Genomic DNA, 19,448 nt, shown 5'->3' with positions numbered 1-19,448 from the left:
CCGGACTCGTCGGTTCCGGCAGCAGCGGAGCCGTCGGGCTGGCGAAGGGGGCCGTGCCCGCGAAGTTCCAGCCCCTGGTGCAGAAGTGGGGCAACCTCTGCCCCGCCATCAACCCGGCCCTGCTGGCCGCCCAGCTGTACCAGGAGAGCGGGTGGAATCCCCGGGCCGAGAGTCCCGCCGCCGCTCAGGGCATCGCGCAGTTCATCCCGGGCACCTGGGCCGGACACGGGATCGACGGAGACAACGACGGGGACCGGGACGTATGGGATCCGGCCGATGCGATTCCGTCCGCCGCGTCGTACGACTGCGAACTGGCCGGGTACGTGAAGAAGGTGCCGGGAGATCCGACGGACAACATGCTGGCCGCGTACAACGCCGGTGCGTACCGGGTGATCCGGTCGGGCGGAGTTCCGGACATTGCGGAGACGCGGAACTACGTCACCATCATCCGTTCCCTGGAGAAGAGCTTCGCCCGGCCCGTCGGACGGGTGCAGCCCTCGCAGCAGGCGGCCGGGGCGATCTACTTCGCGCAGAAGAAGCTCGGTACGAAGTACCTGTGGGGCGGCATCGGCACGGCCGAGCAGGGCGGGCGGTTCGACTGTTCGGGGCTGACCCAGGCCGCGTACCGCACCGTGGACATCGAACTGCCCCGGGTGGCGAACGATCAGTACAACGCCGGTCCGCACCCTTCGCGGGACGAGCTGCTCCCGGGTGACCTGGTGTTCTTTTCGGACGATCTGAACAACTCGCGGGCCATCCGCCACGTGGGGCTGTACGTCGGGGGCGGGTACATGATCAACGCTCCGTACACCGGGGCCGTGATCCGGTTCAACAAGATCGACACGCCCGACTACTTCGGAGCGACGCGCGTGACCAAGGACGGGGCCGCGGCCCTTCCGACCGCCCTCCCGGAGGGATGACACAGGGACGGCGGTGGCCGGAACTCTCCGTGAAGCTTGGGCCCTGAGCTGCGACGATGAGTCACTCTTCGATAACGTCATGGTGATCATTCGGTGGAGAGTGGAACGTACGCGCGGAGCGCGTCGTTCCCTGGGTGGACCGGACAGTGGTGCACTGACCGTGCGGCGCTGACCGGGCAAGTCCTCACGGGTGGAGCAGCTACGCAGCACGGATCCACGCAGTACGGATCCACACATTGATCGAACCGACACGGGGGTTCGTCAAAGCGGTGCACATGGGTGTGGACCGTGGCAGCCGACAAGACAAGGGGCCGCAGCAGATGGCTGGACTCGCACTGGATGGGTCGAACCCCGATGTCAGCCTGCTGTACGACATCAATGGGCTCGCGAAGTCCGCTCCCTCCTGGTTCGACCGGGTCATGGAGTTCGTCGGCGAGTACGGGATCATGCTCGGCATGGTCCTGGTGGTCCTGTGGTGCTGGTGGAGCGTGCGTCGGCGCGGTACGGCCGATGATTCGGTGACGGCGGTTGCCGGGATCGTCTGGGCGCCGCTTGCCGCCGGGATCGCGCTGCTCATCAACATCCCGATCCGCGGCTTCGTGGAGCGGCCGCGCCCGTTCCGGGACCACCAGGGGCTGGATGTCCTGGTGGACGGGAAGAACGACTTCTCCTTCGTGAGCGACCACGCCACGATGGCGATGGCTCTGGCCGTCGGGCTCTTCGTGGCCAACCGGAAGTTCGGCATCGCCGCGATCGCGCTCGCCCTGCTGGAAGGCTTCTGCCGGATCTACATGGGTGTGCACTATCCGACCGACGTCGTCGGCGGATTCGCGCTCGGCACGGCAGCCGCTCTGCTGCTCGCCCCGCTTGCGATGATGCTGTTGACCCCGTTGGTGGCGGCCGTTTCCCGTTCGGACCGGTTCGGGTGGCTCGTACGGTCGCGCCGGCCGGTGCCGTCGGCAGCGGCCGACGGGCGGGCCGGGGCGTTCGGGATTCCCGAGCCGCGGCCGGGGACGGGCGGCGGGAACGGGGAGAAGGACCTGGCCGCGTAGGAGGCGGCCGGGGTCCATCGGTGACCGGAGCCGGAGCCGAGCCCGTGACCGTGCGCCGAGCCCGTGACCGTGTGTCAGAGGGCCTGAGGGAAAGTGAAGAGGCGGCCGGGGTCGTACTGCTTCTTCAGCTGGGTGAGACGGTCGGCCGCCGAGCCGTAGTAGGCCCGGCGCCAGTCGGTCAGCGTCGGGTCCGTGTAGTTCTGGTACGCCGCTCCGGACGCGTACCGGCGCATGGCCGCGTGGGTGTTTTTCAGCCAGTCCTGCTGGGCGCCGCCCGCGGTGCCGGGGCGCCAGGCACCGATGTACTGGGCGAGTACGCGGGAGCGGCGGTGGACGAAGGCCGTCGCCTGCGGGGAGATCCGGTTGATCGCCCCGCCGAGCGCGGTGAGCGCGATGGAGCCGCCGCCTCCGCCCTGGGCCACGGGAATCCGGGTGAACGCCTCGGCCCGGTCGAGCAGGGCACGCACGCCCGCCGGGGGCAGGGAGCGGTCGTAGAAGTCGGACGCGGCGGCGTACGTCTCGCGCCGGAGCGTGCCCTGGGCGGTGCGGCCGGGCGTCGTACCCGGCAGATGGCACTGGGCATTGGTGATGCCCGAGCAGCCCGCGTACACGAGCATCGCCTCCTGGTAGCTGCGGCGGCGCAGCGAGACGGAGGAGGCCGGGGCACCGATCCGGTCGGCGAGGCGGTCGACGGCGTTCTGCAGGTCGCCGTACGTACCGAGGCTGAACGCTGCGACCGACACGGTCGGGTTGCGGCCGCCCGGTCCCGCCGCGAGATGTGCGGAGGACCAGATCTCGTCCGGCTGGTTCGGGCCCCACTCCTGCCAGGCGGCGATGACGGACCGGGCGCGCGACCACGGCCACGACATGTACGCGGTGACGGTCTGCGGGGCCGGGCGGGTACGGAACGTCAGCTCGGTGACCACGCCGAAGTTTCCGTTGCCCGCGCCGCGCAGTGCCCAGAAGAGGTCCGGGTGGTGCTTGGCGTCCACGGTGAGGGTCTTGCCGTCGGCCGTGACGACGGTTGCCGCGGTGAGGCTGTCGCAGGTCAGGCCGTACGCGCGGGACGCGACGCCGTGGCCGCCGCCGAGGGTGAGGCCGGAGATGCCGACCGTGGGGCAGGAGCCGCCGGGGATCGTCAGGCCGTGGCGGGCGAGGCCCTGGTAGACGTCGATGAGCTTGGCACCGGCACCGATCGTGCCGTTCTTGTCGACGCGGGACAGTGACGAGACGTCAAGGACGAGGCGTCCGTTGCCGCTCGACCAGCCGGCGTAGGAATGACCGCCGCTGCGGATGGACACGGGGGTGGCGGTGCGGCGGGCGAAGGCCAGGCACTCGCGGATGTCCGCCTCGTGCTTGACGTATGCGACGGCAGCGGGTTTCTGGCCGTCGAAGCGGGTGTTGTAGAGCTGACGGGCGGTCGGGTAGGCCGCGTCCTGGGGACGGATGAGGGCGCCGTCGAGACTCTTGGCCAGGGCGGACCAGTTCGCCGGGCCGGAGAGGGAGGGCTTCGACGGGACCGATGAGGCTGGTGAGGCGGCAGTGGAGCCCGTGGTGACCAAGGAGTCGCCGTTGGTGCCGGAGCTCGAATCGGAGCCGGACGCGCCGCTGCAGGCGGTCGCGGTGACGCCGGTGAGTGCTGCCGCGGCGCCCGCGGTGAGCAGGGTGCGCCGGTCGGGCAGGGGCGGCAGGTTCATCGGACCTCCGGGTCATGGCGCTCAGGGCCGGTCGGTGGGCAGAGGCCAGGGGGGTGGGAGAGAGATCAGGGCAGGGTGGGAGAGAGGTCAGGGCGCCGCGCTGTGTTCCGCGGCGTCCGTACGGGCCCGGTCCCGGGAGCGGCGGGCCGGCCCGGACCAGCCGCAGCTGCAGCGGGCGGTGCAGAACGAGCCGCGTTCCACGGTCGTGGGCTCGTGCCCGAAGGACGCGGGGGAGGGGGGAGTCTGCGGGACCTCTTCGGTGTGTTGGACATACACCCGTCCACGGTACTGGGCACGGCCACTCGGCGGTGCGGCGTACGGGAGCGGCGTTACGGGGGACACGGGCTGTCGTTATGCGGAACGGATGGGGGGGCTCGGGCAAACGGTACGTCGTTGGGGGTTGGCAGGCGATGGTGGTGCAGCAGCACAGGTCCGGAGGCGGGGCGCGCGCTGTCTGCGCCCTTGCCGTGGTGGGCATGATGGCGGCGACCGCCGGATGCTCGGGCGGCGGTGGCGGCGCCGACCGTGCCATGGCCGATGAACGGGGCGGGGCCGATTCCCTCGGCGCGGTCCACCGCGCGGCCGCGGTGCTCGCGGGTACGACGAGCGGGTCCGGGACGTGGACGGTGGCCGGAGCCGCCGCCCCCGGAGCCCGGTCCGTCGCCGGAAGCGCCGAGGTGCGTACGTCGATGGAGACCGCGGCGGGCGGGACACGGGTGACGATCAGGGGCCGGGGAACGTACGACTTCCGCAACCAGGTGGGCCGGCTCAAGGTCGTGCTGCCCGAGGACGTCGCCGGCGAGGACGAGCACCGTCCCATCACCGAACTGCTGGCCCCCGGCGCGCTCTACATGATGAACCGCGGCGCCGGAGTGCCCGCGGACAAGTGGGTCAGGATCGACACGACGGCCCTGGAGGACGGCAATCTGGTCACCGGCGGAGTGACCGATCCGATGGCCGCCGCCGAACTGCTGCGCGGGGCACGGCAGGTGACGTACGTAGGAAGGACCGAGCTCGCCGGGGTGACCGTGCGGCACTACCGGGGGACCTCGGACATCGGCCGGGCGGCGCGCGAGGCCTCGCCGAAATCACACGGGGCACTGGCCGCGGCGGCGAAGGGGTTCCACACGGACACGGTGCAGTTCGATGCGTATCTGGACGAACAGGGGCGGCTGCGCAAGGTGCGCCACCGGTTCAGCTTCGCCAACGAGGGGCCGGCGGTGCAGGTCGTGTCGACGACGCTGCTGTACGGATTCGGGGCGCCGCTCTCCGTACGGTTGCCGGACGATCGCGACATCTACACCGGGAAGATCCAACAGGGACAGCCGGGCGGCACACGGGCGAGGGTACGGACGAAGGCGGGGACGTAGGCATGCGGCGGGCGTGAAATGGTCCGTCCGTGCCATGCGCGTCGTGTGGTCCGCTCCCTACGCTAGGAGGTCGGCGACGGCAGTGAGAGGTGAGTGACGTGGTGACGCTCGGCACGCGAACCGTATCCGACCATGTGGCTCTCGCCGAGATCGAGCTCTGTGGTGAGCTGATGATCGCCGCGTCGGCCGCGATCGGGGAACGGCTCAGTGCGGACCGTATCGACGAGGTGCTGAACGTCCGGGTGATCGCCGAACGAACCACCGTCCCCCGGCAGACCGACCGGGGGTGAGTGCGGGGCCCCGCCCCGCACCAGGCATCCCAACCGCACCAGGCATTTCCCGTATCAGGTACCGGGCATTTCCCCGTATCAGGTACGGAGCAGGCGGGCGATGGCCTTCGTGGCCTCCTCGACCTTCGCGTCGATCTCCTCGCCCCCCTTGACCGCCGCGTCGGCGACGCAGTGCCGCAGGTGCTCCTCCAGCAGCTGGAGCGCGAAGGACTGGAGCGCCTTCGTGGACGCCGAGACCTGGGTGAGTATGTCGATGCAGTAGACGTCCTCGTCGACCATGCGCTGCAGACCGCGGACCTGGCCCTCGATCCGGCGCAGCCGCTTGAGGTGCTCGGCCTTCTGGTGGTGATAGCCGTGTATACCCCGGTCGTGGTCGGTGACGACCGGTTCCGTCTCCGCGGTGGCGGCGGTGGTCCCGGCGGCCTCGGTGGTGGTCATTGCTGCCTCCCGTTTTCCCTTTACCCTGCGATGTATATACCCCTGGTGGGTATATCCTAACGAATTCTGCCGAAACGTGACCGGGGGCCCGTGCTGATCGCAGTTCGCGATGCGCGACACTGAAGAATGCCGGTTAGCCGTGGCCGGATGATGCGCCTAGCATCAGCCTGACCGAATCCAAAGCACCCCGAGGACCCCACGTGCGCTTTCGTCTGACCCCCAGGGAGACGAGCTTCTACGACATGTTCTCCGCATCCGCGGACAACATCGTCACGGGCTCGAAACTCCTGATGGAACTGCTCGGGGCGGACTCTGCCTCCCGAGTCGAGATCGCGGAGCGCATGCGGGCAGCGGAGCACGCGGGGGACGACGCGACCCACGCGATCTTCCACCAGCTGAACTCCTCTTTCATCACGCCGTTCGACCGCGAGGACATCTACAACCTCGCTTCGTCGCTCGACGACATCATGGACTTCATGGAGGAGGCCGTCGACCTGGTCGTGCTGTACCAGGTCGAAGAACTTCCCAAGGGCGTCGCGCAGCAGGTCGAGGTGCTGGCCCGGGCGGCCGAGCTGACCGCCGAGGCGATGCCGGGTCTGCGGACGATGGACAACCTCACCGAATACTGGATCGAGGTCAACCGTCTGGAGAACCAGGCCGACCAGATCCACCGCAAGCTGCTGGCCCATCTCTTCAATGGCAAGTACGACGCCATTGAGGTGCTGAAGCTCAAGCAGATCGTGGACGTGCTGGAAGAGGCCGCCGACGCGTTCGAGCATGTCGCCAACACGGTGGAGACCATCGCGGTCAAGGAGTCCTGAACCACGTGGACACCTTTGCGCTGATCGTGACCATTGGTGTCGCGCTCGGCTTCACGTATACGAACGGCTTCCACGACTCGGCGAATGCCATCGCCACGTCCGTCTCCACCCGTGCACTCACGCCACGTGCGGCACTGGCGATGGCCGCGGTGATGAACCTTGCCGGTGCGTTCCTCGGCAGCGGTGTCGCCAAGACCGTCAGTGAGGGTCTGATCGCGACCCCCGAGGGGAACAAGGGGATGGGAATCCTCTTCGCCGCGCTCGTCGGTGCGATCATCTGGAACCTTGTCACCTGGTACTTCGGGCTGCCGTCCTCGTCCTCGCACGCGCTGTTCGGCGGCATGGTCGGTGCGGCGCTCGCCGGCGGGACGCTGGTGCACTGGGACGGGGTGCTCGACAAGGTCGTCATCCCGATGTTCCTCTCGCCGGTCATCGGCCTGGTTGTCGGCTACCTGGTCATGGTCACGATCATGTGGATGTTCCGGAAGGCCAACCCGCACAAGGCCAAGCGCGGCTTCCGGATCGCCCAGACGGTCTCGGCCGCAGGCATGGCGCTCGGCCATGGTCTGCAGGACGCGCAGAAGACGATGGGCGTCGTCGTGATGGCCCTGGTCATCGCCGGTGTCGAGAGCCCGAGCGACCCGATTCCGGTCTGGGTGAAGCTCGTCTGCGCGCTGATGCTCTCGCTGGGTACGTACGCGGGCGGCTGGCGCATCATGCGGACGCTCGGCCGGAAGATCATCGAGCTGGACCCGCCGCAGGGGTTCGCGGCGGAGACGACGGGTGCGTCGATCATGTTCGGCTCGGCGTTCCTGTTTCACGCACCGATCTCCACGACCCATGTGATCACCTCGGCGATCATGGGTGTGGGCGCCACGAAGCGGGTGAACGCGGTGCGGTGGGGTGTTGCCAAGAACATCATCCTGGGGTGGTTCATCACGATGCCGGCCGCGGCGCTGGTCGCTGCCGCGAGTTACGGGGTTGTGGTGCTGCTGTTCGGGTGACGGGGCTGTGGGGTTGCCGGGGTCGTCCGGTCGCCGCTTCGTCCTCGAGCGCCGGACGGGCTTGATTTCGGCCGGCTGCCTGTGATGCGGGGGCTCGATCTGCCGGCTGGGCCCGGTGCCCGCGCAATGGTTTGAAGACGGGTCCGCCCCGCTCCCCCTGCGAGGGGAGCGGGGCGGACCCTTTGCCTTACGGGTGGCACCGCCATGCAGCACCCAAAGGCCATCCTTGGGTCTATCCGAAGCGGCCCGAGATGTAGTCCTCGGTTGCCTGGACGGACGGGTTGGAGAAGATGCGTTCCGTCTCGTCGATCTCCACGAGCTTGCCGGGCTTGCCGACCGCCGCGAGGTTGAAGAACGCCGTGCGGTCCGAGACGCGGGCCGCCTGCTGCATGTTGTGCGTCACGATGACGATCGTGAAGCGCTCCTTCAGTTCGCCGATCAGGTCCTCGATGGCGAGGGTGGAGATCGGGTCCAGGGCGGAGCACGGCTCGTCCATCAGCAGCACCTCCGGCTCGACCGCGATCGCGCGGGCGATACACAGGCGCTGCTGCTGGCCACCGGAGAGACCGGAGCCGGGCTTGTTCAGCCGGTCCTTGACCTCGTTCCAGAGGTTGGCGCCCCGCAGGGACTTCTCGACGATGTCCGACAGCTGGTTCTTCTTGTACGAGCCGTTCAGCTTGAGGCCCGCCGCGACATTGTCGAAGATCGACATGGTCGGGAACGGGTTCGGACGCTGGAAGACCATGCCGACCGTGCGGCGCACGGTGACCGGGTCGACGTTCGCCCCGTACAGATTCTCGTCGTCCAGCAGCACCTTGCCCTCGACGCGGCCACCGGGGGTGACCTCGTGCATCCGGTTCAGGGTGCGCAGGAAGGTGGACTTGCCGCAGCCGGACGGGCCGATGAAGGCGGTCACGGAGCGGGGCTCCACGGTCATCGAGATGTCCTCGATGGCGAGGTGGGAGCCGTAGTAGGCGGACAGACCGCTGACGTCGATGCGCTTGGCCATCTGAATCACTGCTTCTTTCGTGCCGCGGTCAGCGGCCGGTCTTCGGGGCCTTCCAGCGGGCGATGCCGCGGGCCACCAGGTTGAGGATCATGACGAAGGCGATCAGGACCAGAGCGGCGGCCCAGGCACGGTCGTAGGACGGCTCGCTGCCGATCTTGTACTGCTCCCAGATGTAGAACGGGAGCGAGGACTGTGCACCTTCGAACGGGTTGGTGTTGATCAGCTGGCTGCCGAAGACCAGCAGCATGATCGGCGCGGTCTCACCGGCGATCCGGGCGATCGCGAGCATCACACCGGTGGTGATGCCGCCGATCGCGGTGGGAATGACCACCTTCAGGATGGTGCGCCACTTCGGGATGCCGAGGGCGAGCGATGCCTCGCGGAGCTCGTTCGGGACGAGCTTGAGCATCTCCTCGGTGGAGCGGACCACGACCGGGAGCATCAGGATCGTGAGCGCCAGCGAACCCATCAGGCCCGACGGCTGGAGCTTCGCCATCAGCATGATCGACAGGATGAAGAGACCGGCGACGATGGACGGGATTCCCGTCATCACGTCGACGAAGAAAGTGACGGCCTTGGCGAGCGCGCCCTTGCCGTACTCCACCAGGTAGACGGCGGTCAGCAGGCCGATCGGGGCGGAGATCAGGGTGGCGACGCCGACCTGCTCCAGGGTGCCGATCAGCGCATGGTAGACACCGCCGCCCGGCTCGATGCCGGGGACACCGGCCATGGAGTGGGTCAGGAAGTAGCCGTCGAAGACCTTGGCGCCGCGGCTGACCGTCGTCCAGATCAGCGAGAACAGCGGGACGACGGCAAGGAGGAAGCACACCCAGACGACGCTGGTGGCGAGGCGGTCCTTGGCCTGGCGCTGGTTCTCGACGACCGTCGTCGTGACGTACGAGATGACGAGGAAGAGCAGGGCGGAGAACAGTCCCCACTGGGTGCGGCTCTGCCAGCCGGCCGCGGCGCCGATGCCCACGCCCAGCACGATCGCGACGGCCGCGAAGACGAGGGGGGCCCAGCGGGGAAGGGCCCGGCTGCTGAGGCTGGTCCTGCTCACGGGCGCCATCGGGGTGGGGCGTTCCTGTATGCCGGTGTTGGCTGCCTGGCTCATGCGTTGGCCCCCGAGTATTCCTTGCGGCGGGCGATGATCAGCCGGGCCGCGCCGTTGACCAGCAGGGTGAGGACGAAGAGCACGAGGCCGGAGGCGATCAGGGCGTCGCGCCCGTACGCGTCGGCCTCGTCGAACTTCGCCGCGATGTTCTGGGCGAAGGTTCCGCCCCCCGGATTGAGCAGATGCCCGGAGATGAGGAAGCTCGGCGACAGGACCGTGGCGACGGCCATCGTCTCGCCGAGCGCACGGCCCAGGCCCAGCATCGAGGCGGAGATCACGCCGGAGCGGCCGAAGGGGAGCACCGAGAGGCGGATGACTTCCCAGCGGGTGGCGCCGAGGGCGAGGGCGGCTTCCTCGTTCATCTTCGGGACCTGGAGGAAGACTTCGCGGCTCACGCTGGTCACGATCGGCAGGATCATGATCGCGAGCAGGATGCCGACGGTGAAGAGCGAGCGGGCGACACCGACCTCGGTCTTCTCGAAGATGTACGTCCAGCCGAAGAACTGGTCGAGCCAGAGGTTCAGGCCCTCCAGGTACGGGACCAGGACGAGGGCGCCCCAGATGCCGTACACGATGCTCGGCACTGCGGCGAGCAGATCGACGACGTACGCGAGGGGCGCGGCCAGCTTGCGCGGCGCGTAGTGCGAGATGAACAGGGCGATGCCGACAGCGACCGGGACGGCGATGGCCATCGCGATGACCGAGCTGACGATCGTGCCGAAGAGGAGGACCGCGATGCCGAAGACCGGCGGGTCGCCGGCCGGGTTCCAGTCGAAGGTGGTGAGGAAGTTGCCTTCGTCCTTGGAGACGGCGAGCGCGGCGCGGTAGGTGAGGAACACGGCGATCGACGCCATGATCACGAGCAGCAGGATGCCCGAGCCCCTTGAGAGGCCCAGGAAGACCTTGTCGCCCGCGCTCCCGGTCTTGGGCCTGGCGGGCTTGCGCGCCACCGGCGGTGCCGGCGGCGTGTCTGTCGGTGTGGTGGAAGCCATGGTCTTTCCGGTCTGTGTGGGGGAGCGGTGTGGCTCCCCTGGCGGCGGTGCACCGGATGGGGTGGTGGCGGGCCGGTCCGGAGGGGTGCACCGGACCGGCCCGCCGTGTGTTGCTGGTGTTGCTCGCGTGCGTGAGGCTGTGTGTCTCGGCCGGGCGCCTCGGTTACGAGAGGGAGCCGATGGTCTCGCGGACCTTGGCGTTGATCTCGGTCGGGATCGGCGCGTAGCCGGCGTCGGTGAGGATCTTCTGGCCCTCGTCACCGGCGGTGTAGTTCAGGAAGGACTTGACCGTGGACAGGGTCTCGGCCTTGTTGCCCTTGTCACAGACGACCTCGTACGTCACCAGGACGATCGGGTAGGCGCCCTCGGCCTTGGTCGTGTAGTCGAGGTCCAGGGCCAGGTCCTTGCCGGTGCCCTTGATCTTGGCGGCGGCGATGGCCTTGGAGGCGTTCTCCGGGGTGGCCTTGACCGGGGCGGAGCCACCGGTGTTGATGTCGACAGTGGGGATCGACTGCGAGGTGGCGTAGCTGAGCTCGAAGTAGCCGATCGCGCCGTCGACCTGCTTCACCTGGGCGGCGACACCGGAGGAGCCGGACGCGGCCTGGCCACCGGGGGCCGGCCACTTCTTCTCGGCCTCGTACTTCCAGTCGCTCGGGGCGGCCGCGCCCAGGTACTTGCCGAGGTTCTGGGTGGTGCCGGAGTCCTCGGAGCGGTGGAAGGCCTGGATGGCCTTGTCCGGGAGCTTCGCGCCGCTGTTGAGCTTGGCGATCGCCGGGTCGTTCCACTTCTTGATCTTGCCGTTGAAGATCTTGGCGAGGGTGGGGGCGTCCAGTGTGAGGCTGTCGACACCCTCCAGGTGGAAGCCGATGGCGATCGGGCCGCCGACCATCGGGAGGTTGATGCCCTGGCCGCCCTTGCAGATCTTCTTCGAGTCGGCGACCTCTTCGGGCTTCAGCGCCGAGTCGGAACCGGCGAAGCCGACCGTGCCCTGGTTGAAGGCGATGATGCCCTCACCGGAGGAGGACGACTTGTAGTTGATCTCAACGTTCTTGCAGGCGCTGCGGTACGCGTTGGTCCACAGGTCCATCGCGTTCTTCTGCGCGCTGGAGCCGGAGGCGAGCAGCTGGCCCTTGGCGTCGTCACACTTGATGTTCGACGCGGCGCTCGTCTTGCCGCCGTTGCCGCCGGTGGACCCGTCGCCGCTGTTGTTGTCCGAACCGCACGCCGTGAGGACCAGGGCGCCGGAGACGGCGAGGGCACCGAGCGCGGTGGCACGAAGCCGGTTCTTGCGCTGAAGCTTCACTTTCGGGTGTTCCTTCCAGAAGCCGCCGAGGTCTTTTCGTTCTACGACGGCGTGCGTTGTGGTGGGTGCTTCGGCGTTGCGCCGCGCACCGTGCACTGCCGAAGTTAGGCAGAACAGGTGAAGCGGCCTACGGGAGAGAGTGAACGGGAGGTGAACCGTGTCGGACGGTGTGGTTCTGAAAGGCCCCGTCAGATGCTCGGCAGGCCGGCGAGCAGGGCGTCCAGCAGGTCCCGGTCGCGGGGCTGGGTGAGGCGGGCCCGGGCCGCCGCCGGGGAGAGCCAGTTCACCCGGTCGACCTCGGCGTTCGGTACGAAGGCGCCACCGGTCGTCTCGGCCGCCCAGTAGACGACCTCCTTGGGGCGCCCGTTCACGACGTAGCGGACCGTGGGGAGCTCGGCGCCCGGTGCGCAGTCGTGGCCCGTCTCCTCCAGAACCTCGCGCCGGGCACCGTCCAGCGCCGACTCGCCGCGCTTCAGCTTGCCCTTGGGGTGCGACCAGTCGTCGTAACGGGGCCGGTGGACCAGACAGATCTCCAGCTCGCCGGAGTACTCGGACCGGCGCCACAGCACGCACCCCGCGGCGCGCACGGGGCCGCTCATGGTGCGATCACGGCCGCGGAGGCGTGCGGCCAGCTCTCCCGGAACACACTGCGCGCCGCCCCCACCTCGTGCCGCTGATCGGCGTGGAGGATCCCCAGGGCGTACGCGGTCGCGGGCGCGATCCGGGGCGTGCGGGCCGCCGATGCCGCCGCCGCGGCCGCCTCCGACGCGTCCCGGTGCAGATCGAGCGCGTGCCCCGGCGCGGCCAGGACCGGGTCGGGGGCGCCCCGTACCACCTCGTGGGCGTAGCGGTGCAGGCGCAGCAGCAGCCGGGTCCGGTGCCAGGGCGCGTCCTGCGCCTCGTTGTACGGCTCGACCGCCTTGTCCGGGGGGAGCGCGGCCACCGCACCGAGCAGTTGCTGTTCGGCCCGGTCGGCGGGCCCGTGCAGCATCTCCTCGGCGGGAGCCGTGGCCGCCGGGGCGAGCGGCACCTCGGAGGCGAGCAGCGCGACGGCGTCGGCCACCGCGTGGAAGCGGGAGGAGCCGAGCGCCTGGAGCGCCGCGGAGTGGGCGCGGGTCCGGGCGAGGGTCAGCTGCCGTTCGAGCAGCGCCCCGGCCCGGGCCGCGCCGACGCCGAGGGCGGCGCGCTCCTTGTCACCGGCGGCATCGGAGCCGGATCTCGTGCGGGCGGCGGGCAGCGAGGTGCCGGACAGGGTGTGCAGGGCTTCGAGGAGCCGGTTCAGCCGGGTCGCGTAGGCGTGCTCCCGGGCCAGGGTGCCCGACAGCCAGGCCAGTTCGGCGCGGAGCTGCTCGGCCCAGGCCGCGTCCAGCGCCGCCCGGAACGTGTGCAGTGTGCCGCCGATCCGGCGGGACGAGCGGCGCAGCGCGGCGGCGGCTTCGTCGGCGGCGTGGGTTCCGGCGTCCGTGGGGGCGCTGTTCTCGCGGTGCAGGCGCAGGCTGCGGAGGAATTCGGCGGCCTGTTCCTGCAGGTAGGGCGCGAGCACCGCCCCTGCCGTAAGGTCCGCCTGCGTCGTCTGGTGGTCATGGCGTCGCACGCCGGCGCCTCCGGGCGTCAATGAGCATTTCCTGTACGTGCCGCAGCGGTTGGCCGTCCGCGTCCGTGGCGTGCCGGGTCCAGTTCCCGTCGGAACCGAGGTGCCAGGAGGAGGTGGTGTCGGCCATGCCGGTCTCCAGGAGCCGGCTGAGCGCGGCGCGGTGGGCGGGGTCGGTGACCCGGACCAGTGCTTCGATCCGGCGGTCGAGGTTGCGGTGCATCATGTCGGCGCTGCCGAACCACACTTCGGGTTCGCCGCCGTTGCCGAACGAGAAGATCCGTGAGTGTTCGAGGAAGCGGCCCAGTATCGAGCGGACCCGGATGTTCTCGGAGAGGCCGGCGACGCCGGGGCGGATCGCGCAGATGCCGCGTACCCAGATGTCCACCGGTACGCCCGCCATCGCGGCCCGGTAGCAGGCGTCGATGACCGCCTCGTCGACCATGGAGTTGACCTTGATGCGGACGTAGGCGCTCCGCCCGGCCCGCTGGTGCGTGATCTCCTTGTCGATACGGGTGATCAGCCCGTCGCGCAGGGACCTCGGGGCGACCAGGAGGCGGCGGTAGGTCTCGCGGCGGGAGTAGCCGGAGAGCCGGTTGAAGAGGTCGGAGAGGTCCGCGCCGACCTGCTGGTCGGCGGTCAGCAGGCCGAGGTCCTCGTACAGCCGGGCGGTCTTGGGGTGGTAGTTGCCGGTGCCGACGTGGGCGTACCGGCGCAGTGTGTCGCCCTCCTGGCGGACGACGAGCGAGAGCTTGCAGTGGGTCTTGAGGCCGACGAGTCCGTAGACCACATGGCAGCCGGACTCCTCCAGCTTGCGGGCCCACTTGATGTTGGCCTGCTCGTCGAAGCGGGCCTTGATCTCGACGAGTACGAGGACCTGCTTGCCGGATTCGGCAGCGTCTACGAGGGCTTCCACGATCGGGGATTCGCCCGAAGTCCGGTACAGGGTCTGCTTGATGGCCAGGACGTCGGGGTCGGCGGCGGCCTGCTCCAAAAACGCCTGGACGGAGGTGGAGAACGAGTCGTACGGGTGGTGCAGGAGTACGTCGCGTTCGCGCAGGGCGGCGAAGACGTCGGGCGCGGAGGCGGTTTCGACCTCGGCGAGATCGCGGTGGGTGCCCGCGATGAATTTGGGGTACTTCAGCTCGGGCCGGTCCAGGGACGCTATGCCGAAGAGCCCGGTCAGGTCGAGCGGTCCGGGCAGCGGGTAGACCTCGGCGTCGGACACCTTCAGCTCGCGTACCAGCAGGTCCAGTACGTACGGGTCGATGGACTCCTCGACCTCCAGGCGGACCGGCGGGCCGAAGCGGCGCCGCATGAGCTCCTTCTCCAGGGCCTTGAGGAGGTTTTCGGCGTCGTCCTCCTCGACCTCCAGGTCCTCGTTCCTGGTGACCCGGAACATGTGGTGGGCGAGGACCTCCATGCCCGGGAAGAGCTCTTCGAGGTGGGCGGCGATGACGTCCTCTATGGGCACGTACCGCTGCGGCGAGGCCTCCAGGAAGCGGGTCAGCAGTTGCGGCACCTTGACCCGGGCGAAGTGGCGGTGGCCGCTGACCGGGTTGCGTACGACGACGGCGAGGTTGAGCGAGAGGCCCGAGATGTACGGGAAGGGGTGCGCCGGGTCGACGGCGAGGGGGGTCAGCACGGGAAAGACGCGTTGCCGGAAGAAGGTGAACAGGCGGCCCTGTTCCTTCTCGGTCAGCTCGGGCCAGCGGATCAGCTGGATGCCCTCGTCGGACAGGGCGGGGGCGACGTCCTGCTGGTAGCAGGCGGCGTGCCGGGCCATGAGCTCGCGCGAGCGGGTCCAGATCAGGTCGAGGACCTCGCGGGGCTGGAGTCCGGAGGCGGATCGGGTGGCGACTCCGGTGGCGATACGGCGCTTCAGTCCGGCCACCCGGACCATGAAGAACTCGTCCAGGTTGGAGGCGAAGATGGCGAGGAAATTAGCCCGTTCGAGGAGGGGCGTCGCGGGGTCCTCGGCCAGTTCGAGCACCCGTTCGTTGAACGCGAGCCAACTGCGTTCCCGGTCCAGGAATCGGCCGGGGGGCAGTTCGCTGCCGTCGACATCGGGTTCGTACGCGTCGACGTCGGCGTCGATGTCGGGATCGAGGTCGGCCCGGGTCGAGAGTATGGCGCCGTTGGACGCCGACGAGGCGAGGGCGTGCGGCCGCTGCGCGGCGAGCGAGCCGACCGACGGCTGCACGGCGGGCTGGACCGGGACCTCGGAGCTGGGCTGCTGGCTCATGGCCCCATTGTTCCGCGTCGGGGGCTCGGAGGGCGCGCCGGAAGGTGCGCAGACCGCGGGAAACTCACGGTTCGTGTGATTCGCACGGTCGCCACCGGGATTTCTCCCGTTGCGGAGGGTCGGCACAGCTGGCTGCATCCTGAGAGGGTCGCAAGCCCTTCTTAATGGCTGGTAACGGCGACATGACGTGCAGGAAGCGGTGTGCGGTGGGTGGATGGGCCATATGCACCGTGTCCGGGCCCTTTCGAAGGGCCCGGACACGGTGCGTGAAGGCGGTCTCTCAGCCGTGGCGGCGGCGCAGCACCCGGAAGGCGAGGGCGACGGCGAGCGCGGCCAGGGCGAGCAGGATGCCGGTCTCGACCAGCTGGAGCGGCCAGAAGTGCGAGGCGGGGTGGTAGTCGACGAAGGTCGTGATGCCGCCGCGGTTCCGCAGGCAGCCCGCGAGGTCCCCGCCCGGGTCGGCCCGGATGCAGTCGGCCCAGTGGATCTCCTTGCCCGAGGTGGTGAGCATGCCCGACTCGATGTGCCAGATGTCACTGCTGGGGTAGTCGATGCCCAGGTGGCGGACGGTCGGCCAGAGCTCGTAGCGGCGCTTGCCGAGCCCCACCATGACCGTGCCCAGGACGAGGGCCGTGAGGCTCATGGACAGGACGGTACGGCGTACGACCACGGCGCACAGGGCGCCGACGGCCACGGCCAGCAGGGCGTAGGCGACGGCGGTCGGGCCGAGGGCGGGCTGGATACCGCTCTGAAACCAGTCCAGTCCGAAGGCGTGCGGGTTGCTGCCTATGCCCGACCAGCCCCATCGGTAGACGAGGACCAGAGTCGTCATCCCGGCGGTCGCCAGAGCCGCAGGAAGGGCCAGCCGGGCCGCCAGCCACTGGGCCGGGGACGCCGACTGGGCCCAGGCGAGCCGGTACGTGCCGCTCTCCAGTTCACGGGCGATCAGCGGTCCGGCGACGAAGACGCCGATGAGACCGGCGAGCAGCAGGACAGCGGTACCACCGCTCGCCAGATAGTTCTCGGCGGAGGTGCGCGCGTAGGTGGGCTGGTAGGAGCCGTCGCCGCAGCGGCTGGTGTCGCCGTCGGCGCAGAGTTCGCCGGAGCTCGCGACCGCGACCCATATCCGGAGCCCGACCACGATGGAGATGCCCAGCACCAGGAGGGCGCCGGCCGCCCACAGGGAACGGCGGTGCTGGCGGAGAAGGACACGGACAGGACCCTGCAACCCGGCGGCGGGTGCGACGGGCGTACGCAGACCGATGGCGCTCATACGGCAGCCACCTCCCTGGCGGCCTCGGTGCTCGGCGTCAGCAGCGCGGGCGCCTGTGGTGACCGCAGATGCGCCAGCAGCAGCTCCTCCAGCGACGGTTCCGCGATCTCCCAGGCCGCGTCGTCCACCGGGCCCTCCCTCCGTACCAGTGCGGTCAGCCGCCGCCCCGTCGTGCGGGACTCGACGACGGTGTGCGGTGCCAGGTCCTGTACCGGACCGGTGAGCAGGGCGTGCGCGGCGAGGAGCTCGTCCGTCTCGCCGCCGAGGCGGACCCGGCCGCCGTCGACGAGCAGGAGGTAGTCGCAGGCGCCCTCCAGCTCGGCGAGGATGTGCGAGGACATCACGATGGTGGTGGAGTGCTCGGCGGCCTCGGCCATCAGCGCGCCCATCAGCTGGTGGCGGGCAAGCGGGTCGAGGTCGGCCATCGGTTCGTCCAGCAGGAGTAGTTCGGGCCGCTTGCCGAGGGCGAGGGCCAGTGCGAGACGGGTGCGCTGGCCGCCGGAGAGGTTACGGACCACGGCGTCGCGCGGGAGCTGATCGGCGATGCGTTCGGCGGTGTCCTGGTCCCAGGTGGCGGGGTTCAGCTCGGCGCCCGCCCAGAGGGTCTCGGCGACGGTCAACTGCGGGTACAGCGGCTTGTCCTGGGCCACGAAGGCCATCCGGGCCCGTGCCTCCCCGGCCGCCCCGCCCAGCACCCGCACCGTGCCCTCCGCCGGCCGCAGGAAACCCGCCGCGAGGGCGAGCAGGGTGGACTTGCCCGCACCGTTGGGGCCGACGAGGGCGCATACGCGCCCGGCGGGCAGCCGGAACGAACAGTCGCGCAGTGCCCAGCCCCCGCCCCTGCTCCGGTACTTCATGCCGAGGCCGGCGGCCTCGATCGCAGCGCCTGTCATCAGGCCTGATCTCCCTCGAAAGTCTTGTCCAGTACGGCGGTGAAGAGCGCGCTCACGTCGTCCTTCTCCAGTCCGGCCGCGCGGGCCCGGCGGGCCCAGTCGGCGAGCTCGGCGCGCAACGGCGCGTCGTCGGCGGCCACAGCGCCGCCGAGGGTCCGCGTGACGAAGGTGCCGAGCCCGCGCCGGGCCTCGACGAGGCCCTCGCGCTCCAGCTCCCGGTAGGCCTTGAGCACGGTGTTCGGGTTGATGGCGGTGGCCTCGACGACCTCGCGTGCGGTGGGCAGCCGGTCGCCGGGCTCCAGCAGGCCGAGGCGGAGGGCCTGTTTGGTCTGCTGGACGATCTGGAGGTACGTGGCGACGCCGCTGCGCCGGTCGATGCGGTACTCGACCGCTGCGGACTCTGCCATGCTCACCCCTTTCACTAATTAAGTAGTGAAAGGGTGGCGCAAAGAAGGGGCGGCGTCAAGCGACGCCGCCCCCGGGTGAGTTGTGGCTGGTCAGGACTCCGTGCGGTACATCAGGTCCACCTCGTGCGTCGCGAAGCCCATCCGCTCGTAGACGGTCAGGGCCGCCTTGTTGTCCGCGTCGACGTAGAGCATCGCGGTCGGCAGTCCCTCGGCGGCCAGGTGGCGCAGTCCGATCGCGGTGAGCGCCTTGCCGAGCCCGCCGCCCTGCGCGTCGGGCCGGATGCCGACGACGTACACCTCGCCGAGGTGCTCATCTGCGTGCACCTTCGTCCAGTGGAAGCCGATCAGCTCGCCCTCGCGCTCGGCCAGGAAGAACCCCTTCGGGTCGAACCAGGGCTCCGCCTTGCGGTCGTCCAGGTCGCGCTGGGTCAGCGAGCCCTGTTCGGGGTGGTGGGCAAAGGCGGCGCGGTTCACGGCGAGCCAGGCGGCGTCGTCCTCGCCGGGCACGAAGGTGCGGACGGTGACGCCGGGCGGCAGCACCGGCTCCGCGATGTTCAGCGGGCTCAACGGGCGGCGCAGCTGACGCAGTTCACGGAAGAGGGAGAGGCCGAGGACCTGCGAGAGATGCCGGGCCGCGGACTTCCCGCCGTGCGCCCACACCCGCAGCCGCTTCCCGGTCGCGGCGAGCAGTGCCGCGCCCAGCGCCCGACCGTGTCCCTGCCCGCGGTACGCCGGATGCACGACCAGCTCGGCGGCCGGTGCCTCGACGGGGTCGGTGTCCTCCAGCTGCGCATACCCGACCAGGACCGACCCACTGGTGAGCAGCAGATGCCGCACCCCCTCACGCCGCCCGCCCCGCAGCTGCAGCCGCCCCTGCTCGGACACGGCCTGCCTGCCGTCGGACCGGGCGGCCTCGGCGAGCAGGTCGCAAACGGCTCCGGCCTGTTCGGGGGAGAGCACGTCGAGCGTCTGGAGCTCGCGTCCGGGGGCGGGGAGAGGTACGTCAGTCGTCATGTGTACGAGCGTACG

Annotated in this window: 20 protein-coding genes; 6 read left to right on the top strand and 14 right to left on the bottom strand. The window is 69.7% G+C overall.

The genetic code is table 11. The features are described from left to right. Together ABTZ94_RS13705 and ABTZ94_RS13700 are read left to right on the top strand one after the other, a co-directional pair. Positions 1 to 920 (top strand): C40 family peptidase (locus ABTZ94_RS13705; RefSeq protein ID WP_351200681.1); only part of this gene is annotated, 920 nt, incomplete at its 5' end. A 320-nt stretch (positions 921 to 1,240) separates the two neighbouring features. Continuing rightward, on the top strand, positions 1,241 to 1,972 hold the full coding sequence (locus ABTZ94_RS13700) for a phosphatase PAP2 family protein (protein ID WP_351200679.1): 732 nt from the start codon (positions 1,241 to 1,243) through the stop codon (positions 1,970 to 1,972). A 74-nt stretch (positions 1,973 to 2,046) separates the two neighbouring features. On the opposite strand, the gene ABTZ94_RS13695 is transcribed toward ABTZ94_RS13700, so the two are convergent. Both ABTZ94_RS13695 and ABTZ94_RS13690 read right to left on the bottom strand, forming a co-directional pair. Next, complete coding sequence (locus ABTZ94_RS13695; protein ID WP_351200677.1) at positions 2,047 to 3,669, bottom strand: FAD-binding oxidoreductase; 1,623 nt, start codon at positions 3,667 to 3,669, stop codon at positions 2,047 to 2,049. A gap of 87 nt (positions 3,670 to 3,756) precedes the next feature. Continuing rightward, positions 3,757 to 3,945, bottom strand: a complete 189-nt coding sequence (locus tag ABTZ94_RS13690) for a hypothetical protein (RefSeq protein ID WP_351200675.1) — start codon at positions 3,943 to 3,945, stop codon at positions 3,757 to 3,759. Between the two features lie 134 nt (positions 3,946 to 4,079). On the opposite strand from ABTZ94_RS13690, the gene ABTZ94_RS13685 reads away from it, so the two are divergent. Beyond that, entirely contained in the window at positions 4,080 to 5,039 is a 960-nt protein-coding gene (locus ABTZ94_RS13685) for an SCO4651 family lipoprotein (protein ID WP_351200673.1), read from the top strand. Between the two features lie 98 nt (positions 5,040 to 5,137). Continuing rightward, positions 5,138 to 5,329 (top strand): hypothetical protein, encoded by a 192-nt coding sequence (locus ABTZ94_RS13680; protein WP_351200671.1) that lies wholly within the window; start codon positions 5,138 to 5,140, stop codon positions 5,327 to 5,329. A gap of 78 nt (positions 5,330 to 5,407) precedes the next feature. Here ABTZ94_RS13680 and ABTZ94_RS13675 read toward each other — a convergent pair whose 3' ends face one another. Further along, positions 5,408 to 5,767 carry a metal-sensitive transcriptional regulator gene (locus tag ABTZ94_RS13675; RefSeq protein WP_351200669.1) on the bottom strand — a complete coding sequence of 120 codons (360 nt, stop codon included), beginning with the start codon at positions 5,765 to 5,767 and terminating at the stop codon, positions 5,408 to 5,410. A 200-nt stretch (positions 5,768 to 5,967) separates the two neighbouring features. On the opposite strand from ABTZ94_RS13675, the gene ABTZ94_RS13670 reads away from it, so the two are divergent. After that, complete coding sequence (locus ABTZ94_RS13670; RefSeq protein WP_266416320.1) at positions 5,968 to 6,588, top strand: DUF47 domain-containing protein; 621 nt, start codon at positions 5,968 to 5,970, stop codon at positions 6,586 to 6,588. A 5-nt stretch (positions 6,589 to 6,593) separates the two neighbouring features. Next, on the top strand, positions 6,594 to 7,592 hold the full coding sequence (locus tag ABTZ94_RS13665) for an inorganic phosphate transporter (protein ID WP_351200667.1): 999 nt from the start codon (positions 6,594 to 6,596) through the stop codon (positions 7,590 to 7,592). Positions 7,593 to 7,824: 232 nt separating this feature from the next. Here ABTZ94_RS13665 and pstB read toward each other — a convergent pair whose 3' ends face one another. The 11 genes from pstB to mshD form a co-directional block, all read right to left on the bottom strand. Then, complete coding sequence (pstB, locus tag ABTZ94_RS13660) at positions 7,825 to 8,601, bottom strand: phosphate ABC transporter ATP-binding protein PstB (protein ID WP_093899726.1); 777 nt, start codon at positions 8,599 to 8,601, stop codon at positions 7,825 to 7,827. Positions 8,602 to 8,629: 28 nt separating this feature from the next. Then, entirely contained in the window at positions 8,630 to 9,715 is a 1,086-nt protein-coding gene (gene pstA, locus ABTZ94_RS13655; protein ID WP_351200665.1) for a phosphate ABC transporter permease PstA, read from the bottom strand. Next, positions 9,712 to 10,707, bottom strand: a complete 996-nt coding sequence (pstC, locus tag ABTZ94_RS13650) for a phosphate ABC transporter permease subunit PstC (protein ID WP_351200663.1) — start codon at positions 10,705 to 10,707, stop codon at positions 9,712 to 9,714. The genes pstA and pstC overlap by 4 nt, the downstream gene beginning before the upstream one ends. A gap of 163 nt (positions 10,708 to 10,870) precedes the next feature. Next, positions 10,871 to 12,010, bottom strand: coding sequence for a phosphate ABC transporter substrate-binding protein PstS (gene pstS / locus ABTZ94_RS13645; protein ID WP_351200661.1), 1,140 nt, complete (start codon positions 12,008 to 12,010; stop codon positions 10,871 to 10,873). Between the two features lie 188 nt (positions 12,011 to 12,198). Further along, positions 12,199 to 12,609, bottom strand: a complete 411-nt coding sequence (locus ABTZ94_RS13640) for an NUDIX hydrolase (protein WP_351200660.1) — start codon at positions 12,607 to 12,609, stop codon at positions 12,199 to 12,201. After that, on the bottom strand, positions 12,606 to 13,604 hold the full coding sequence (locus ABTZ94_RS13635) for a CHAD domain-containing protein (RefSeq protein WP_351200658.1): 999 nt from the start codon (positions 13,602 to 13,604) through the stop codon (positions 12,606 to 12,608). The genes ABTZ94_RS13640 and ABTZ94_RS13635 overlap by 4 nt, the downstream gene beginning before the upstream one ends. Beyond that, positions 13,591 to 15,846, bottom strand: a complete 2,256-nt coding sequence (locus ABTZ94_RS13630) for an RNA degradosome polyphosphate kinase (RefSeq protein ID WP_351200656.1) — start codon at positions 15,844 to 15,846, stop codon at positions 13,591 to 13,593. The genes ABTZ94_RS13635 and ABTZ94_RS13630 overlap by 14 nt, the downstream gene beginning before the upstream one ends. 280 nt (positions 15,847 to 16,126) lie before the next feature. Then, complete coding sequence (locus ABTZ94_RS13625) at positions 16,127 to 17,119, bottom strand: ABC-2 membrane transporter-related protein (protein WP_351200654.1); 993 nt, start codon at positions 17,117 to 17,119, stop codon at positions 16,127 to 16,129. Next, positions 17,116 to 18,012 carry an ABC transporter ATP-binding protein gene (locus tag ABTZ94_RS13620; RefSeq protein ID WP_351200652.1) on the bottom strand — a complete coding sequence of 299 codons (897 nt, stop codon included), beginning with the start codon at positions 18,010 to 18,012 and terminating at the stop codon, positions 17,116 to 17,118. Before ABTZ94_RS13620 ends, ABTZ94_RS13625 begins: the two co-directional genes overlap by 4 nt. Continuing rightward, entirely contained in the window at positions 18,012 to 18,419 is a 408-nt protein-coding gene (locus tag ABTZ94_RS13615) for a GntR family transcriptional regulator (RefSeq protein WP_351200651.1), read from the bottom strand. The genes ABTZ94_RS13620 and ABTZ94_RS13615 overlap by 1 nt, the downstream gene beginning before the upstream one ends. A 90-nt stretch (positions 18,420 to 18,509) precedes the next feature. Further along, a complete protein-coding gene (gene mshD / locus ABTZ94_RS13610; protein WP_351200649.1) occupies positions 18,510 to 19,433 on the bottom strand; it encodes a mycothiol synthase in 924 nt (307 codons plus the stop codon). Positions 19,434 to 19,448: the final 15 nt, after the last annotated feature.

The organism is Streptomyces sp. NPDC002785 (assembly GCF_040295565.1).
Taxonomy (GTDB): domain Bacteria; phylum Actinomycetota; class Actinomycetes; order Streptomycetales; family Streptomycetaceae; genus Streptomyces.
This window is presented reverse-complemented; position numbering and strand designations above follow the sequence as displayed.

Coding starts and splice junctions, on each gene's coding strand:
- ABTZ94_RS13700 (WP_351200679.1), top strand. CDS start 1,241: ATGGCTGGACTCGCACTGGATGGGTCGAACCCCGATGTCAGCCTGCTG.
- mshD (WP_351200649.1), bottom strand. CDS start 19,433: ATGACGACTGACGTACCTCTCCCCGCCCCCGGACGCGAGCTCCAGACG.
- ABTZ94_RS13640 (WP_351200660.1), bottom strand. CDS start 12,609: ATGAGCGGCCCCGTGCGCGCCGCGGGGTGCGTGCTGTGGCGCCGGTCC.
- ABTZ94_RS13620 (WP_351200652.1), bottom strand. CDS start 18,012: ATGACAGGCGCTGCGATCGAGGCCGCCGGCCTCGGCATGAAGTACCGG.
- ABTZ94_RS13695 (WP_351200677.1), bottom strand. CDS start 3,669: ATGAACCTGCCGCCCCTGCCCGACCGGCGCACCCTGCTCACCGCGGGC.
- ABTZ94_RS13625 (WP_351200654.1), bottom strand. CDS start 17,119: ATGAGCGCCATCGGTCTGCGTACGCCCGTCGCACCCGCCGCCGGGTTG.
- pstA (WP_351200665.1), bottom strand. CDS start 9,715: ATGAGCCAGGCAGCCAACACCGGCATACAGGAACGCCCCACCCCGATG.
- ABTZ94_RS13675 (WP_351200669.1), bottom strand. CDS start 5,767: ATGACCACCACCGAGGCCGCCGGGACCACCGCCGCCACCGCGGAGACG.
- pstB (WP_093899726.1), bottom strand. CDS start 8,601: ATGGCCAAGCGCATCGACGTCAGCGGTCTGTCCGCCTACTACGGCTCC.
- ABTZ94_RS13630 (WP_351200656.1), bottom strand. CDS start 15,846: ATGAGCCAGCAGCCCAGCTCCGAGGTCCCGGTCCAGCCCGCCGTGCAG.
- pstC (WP_351200663.1), bottom strand. CDS start 10,707: ATGGCTTCCACCACACCGACAGACACGCCGCCGGCACCGCCGGTGGCG.
- ABTZ94_RS13685 (WP_351200673.1), top strand. CDS start 4,080: ATGGTGGTGCAGCAGCACAGGTCCGGAGGCGGGGCGCGCGCTGTCTGC.
- ABTZ94_RS13615 (WP_351200651.1), bottom strand. CDS start 18,419: ATGGCAGAGTCCGCAGCGGTCGAGTACCGCATCGACCGGCGCAGCGGC.